Below are 3,956 nucleotides of genomic sequence, written 5' to 3' on the forward strand. Positions count from 1 at the left end.
CGCGATCCGACCTGGGCTTTCGCGTTGCGCAGGTGTCCGTCGGGAAAGCGGGGGCCGCTTTCGCGAAGTCGACCCGGCGCCTCAACCATCCATCGACAGGTCAGGCGACATATAAGGCTGGCCCTCGGCCGTCAGGGTCCGGTCGACGGCCTCGATGGCCAGGAGGACCCGGCTCAGGTCCTCCGCCATGGAGACGGGGGCGAGTTCGATCCCGCCGAGGCGTTTGGCGATGGCGTTGCGCTGGCGCGCCAGGGCGCCACGCGCCCGGTTGAGGTCGGCGATCTCGTCGGCGGTCATCGTCATGCTTTCGGCGCCATGGCCGCCGGCTCGTCGCCTGCGCCAGGTTCTGGAACGGAAGTCTCGAAGCAGTAGATCGAATCGGGCTGCGAAATGAGAGGCTCGCGACAGAAAAAAGCCCCGCGAGCCGGGAGGCTGCGGGGCCGTCGTCGCGCGAGACGGGTTTACGGGCAGCTGTGACGGCGACCGTCGTTGCCGAGGTAGGTGCCCGAGCGGCGGTCGTAGGAGCGGAAGCGTCGCACGCAGTAATCCACGTCGCCCCCCTGGACCTGATCGGCCGCGACGGGAATCTCGGTCTCGGCGTAGCCATAGCCGGCCGGGGCATAGCCGCCGCCGTAATAACCGTCGTCGTAGCCGTAGCCGCCATACCCGTAACCGCCGCCATAGCCGTAGGCGAGGCCGCCCGCGGCCAGACCGAGGCCGAGGCCCGCGGCACCGTAGCCGAGGCCGCGCCCGTAGCCGCCGCGGTAACCCCGGCCATAGCCGTATCCGTAGTTGCGACCGCCACCGCCGTAGAAGCCGCCACGGTTGCCGGCAAAGCCGCCGCCGTAGGAGCCGCCGCGGTTGCCTCCGAAGCCGCCGCCATAGGAGCCGCCATGGTTGCCGGCAAAGCCGCCACCGCCGCCGAAGGGAGACTTCCCGGCGAGGCCGCCGCCGAACCCGCCCCCGCCGCCACGGAACCCGCCGCCGCCACCGAAGCCGCCGCCACCGCCGCGGAAACCACCGCCGCCACCACCGATGGCACCGCCGCCGCCGCCGCCGAACCCGCTGCCCTTCGTCGCCATGCCCTGGGCGTCGGCCACCGCGGGCAGCATCATCGCGGCGCCGAGCGTCAGCACGGATGCCAGAAGAATTCGTTTCATCGCGCGTTCATCCTTCGATTTCGGGATATCGCCGTTCGACTTGTGAACGGACGAGACGATGGAAAAGTCCGAGCCGCCGGTCAGTCGGTAATCTTGGGAAACCGCGTCGCCTTGCTCGTGCGGAGACTGAACGCGCACCAGCCCGAACCGTTCATCGTCAATCGTCGGAACTCAGAAGAATGCCTGGAGGCCGGTCTGGGCCCGCCCCAGGATGAGGGCGTGCACGTCGTGGGTGCCCTCGTAGGTGTTGACCGTCTCCAGGTTCTGGGCGTGGCGCATGACGTGATACTCCCCCATGATGCCGTTGCCGCCGTGCATGTCCCGGGCGGTGCGGGCGATGTCGAGGGCCTTGCCGCAATTGTTGCGCTTGACGATCGAGATCATCTCCGGCGCCATCCGGCCCTCGTCCATCAGCCGCCCGACGCGCAGGCTGGCCTGGAGCCCCAGCGCGATCTCGGTCTGCATGTCGGCCAGCTTCTTCTGGACCAGCTGGGTCTGCGCCAACGGTCTCCCGAACTGCTTGCGCTCCAGGGTGTAGGCGCGTGCCCGGTGCCAGCAATCCTCGGCCGCCCCCATCGCCCCCCAGGAGATGCCGTAGCGCGCCCGGTTGAGGCAGCCGAAGGGGCCCTTCAGCCCCGAGACGTCGGGGAGCAGGGCGTCCTCGCCGACCTCGACGCCCTCCATCACGATCTCGCCCGTTGTCGAGGCGCGTAAGGACAGCTTGCCCTTCAGCGTCGGGGCGGAGAGGCCCTTCATGCCCTTCTCCAGGACGAAGCCGCGGATCGCGCCCTCATGGGCGTCGGATTTCGCCCAGACCACGAACACGTCGGCGAACGGCGCGTTCGAGATCCACATCTTGGCGCCCGAGAGCCGGTAGCCGCCGTCGATCTTTTCCGCCTTCGTCTTCATCCCGCCGGGGTCCGAGCCGGCATCGGGCTCGGTGAGGCCGAAGCAGCCGATCCACTCGCCCGAGGCGAGCTTGGGCAGGTACTTCCGGCGCTGCGCCTCCGAGCCGTAGGCGTGGATCGGGTACATCACCAGGGAGGATTGCACGCTCATCATCGAGCGGTAGCCGGAATCGACCCGCTCCACCGCCCGCGCCACGAGGCCGTAGGCGACGTAGCTCGCGCCCGCGCAGCCGTAATCCTCGGGCAGGGTCAGGCCGAGGAGCCCGAGCGCGCCCATCTGCCGGAACAGGTCCGGGTCGGTCTTCTCCTCCGCGTAGGCCTCGACGATGCCGGGCAGCAGGCGCTCCTGGGCGAAGGCGTGCGCGGTGTCGCGGATGGCGCGCTCGTCCTCCGTGAACTGGTCGTCGAGGAGGAACGGGTCGTCCCAGACGAAGCGGGAGGCGGACGACGCCTGGGCCGGCTCGCGCATCGGAGCGTTCATGGTCGATCCCTCACCTAGGCTGTGCGGACGGCCGCGTTCCCGCGGAGTCTCGATGCCAGGGATCTAACCCGTGCGGGCGGGGATTCCAGCGACAGGCCCCGAATCCGGCGTCAGGTGCGCCCGAGGAACGTCAGCCAGGCGATGGTGGTGAAGGGCGCCAGCAGCGTCGAGACCAGCACGGAGGCCGCCACCAGCCCGGTCTCGCTCCGGTAGCGCACGGCGAGAAGGTAGGCGTTGATGCCCACGGGCATGGCGGCAAACAGCGTGGCCACGCCCGCATAGGCCGCCGGCATCGAGAAGACGTGGAAGGCCAGGAGCCAGACGACGAGCGGGTGCACCCCGAGCTTGAGGACCGCCACGACGAGCGCCCCGGGCAGGTCGAACAGCACCCGGTAGCGTTTCAGCCCGGCCCCAAGCGCGATCAGGGCGCAGGTCGAGGCGGTGGCCGAGAAGGCGTCGATCAGGGCCTTGACCGGGCCGCCGGGCGCGACGCCGCCGGCCTTCATCGCCATGCCGATCAGGAGCGCCACGAAGATCGGGTTCTTGAGCAGGACGAGGGCCAGCCCGCGCAGGCGGGCGAGCAGCGGCCGGTCGGCGTCGGCCTCGATCAGGAAGGTGGCGCAGCCCATCATCAGGGGCAGGTGCACGGCCAGCAGCAGGAACAGGGGGAAGGCCCCCTCCTCGCCATAGGCCTGGAGGATGGTCGGCACGCCGACGAAGACGGTGTTCGACTGGCTGGCGGCGAAGCCGTGCAGGATCGCCCCCTGCCGCCCGACGCCCTTGCGGCGGCGCGCGATCAGGGAGCCGATGAGCCAGGAGGCGCCGGCCCCGCCGAAATACGAGAACCAGTAGCCCCAGGCCACCTCCCCATCGAGGCCCGGCCGGGTCAGGGTGCCGATGATGAGCGCCGGCACCGCGATGGCGAAGACGTATTCGGAGAGGCCGTCGCTGACCCGCTCCGAGAGCAGGCCGGCGACCGCGGCGGCCCAGCCGATCAGGATGATCCCGAAGATCGGCACGATGATCGTGACGGCGTTCACGGCGCTCCAACCGGTTCGTTCGGGAGATCGGGGTGCGGCCTCCGCGCGAGGCCCATAGCATGTCCGGCCGGCCTGCGCGGACGGGGGCGTGCACGGCGCCCGCGGATCGTCAGCGCCCGCGGCGGAACCGGAACCCATCGCGCAGGGCACCGCTTGAACCGTGACATACCGACGGGACGGATCGCCGGCCCGCGCGAAAAGACACCCGGAGGAGGCCCCATGGCCGCACGCGCCATCACCGCCCTGTTCGACGATTACGACGCCGCCGCCCGCGCGGTCGACAAGCTGGAGGCCGAGGGCGTCGCGCACGGGGAGATCAGCATCGTGGCGCGCGACCCCGCGGAGAGCCCTGCCGCCCCCGGCACCG

4 protein-coding genes are annotated in these 3,956 nt (G+C 70.4%); all 4 read right to left on the reverse strand.

Features of this window, described 5'->3' with window-relative positions; genetic code table 11:
- Positions 1–81 precede the first annotated feature (81 nt).
- On the reverse strand, positions 82–297 hold the full coding sequence (locus tag COGEMETH_RS12980; protein WP_238183061.1) for a hypothetical protein: 216 nt from the start codon (positions 295–297) through the stop codon (positions 82–84).
- Positions 298–461: 164 nt separating this feature from the next.
- Complete coding sequence (locus COGEMETH_RS12985; protein ID WP_238183057.1) at positions 462–1,160, reverse strand: BA14K family protein; 699 nt, start codon at positions 1,158–1,160, stop codon at positions 462–464.
- Between the two features lie 171 nt (positions 1,161–1,331).
- Complete coding sequence (locus COGEMETH_RS12990; RefSeq protein ID WP_238183058.1) at positions 1,332–2,549, reverse strand: acyl-CoA dehydrogenase; 1,218 nt, start codon at positions 2,547–2,549, stop codon at positions 1,332–1,334.
- Between the two features lie 110 nt (positions 2,550–2,659).
- Positions 2,660–3,589: an AEC family transporter gene (locus tag COGEMETH_RS12995; protein ID WP_238183060.1), complete on the reverse strand. Its 930-nt coding sequence runs from the start codon at positions 3,587–3,589 to the stop codon at positions 2,660–2,662.
- Between the last annotated feature and the right edge of the window lie 367 nt (positions 3,590–3,956).

The organism is Methylobacterium trifolii, assembly GCF_022179685.1.
GTDB lineage: Bacteria > Pseudomonadota > Alphaproteobacteria > Rhizobiales > Beijerinckiaceae > Methylobacterium > Methylobacterium trifolii.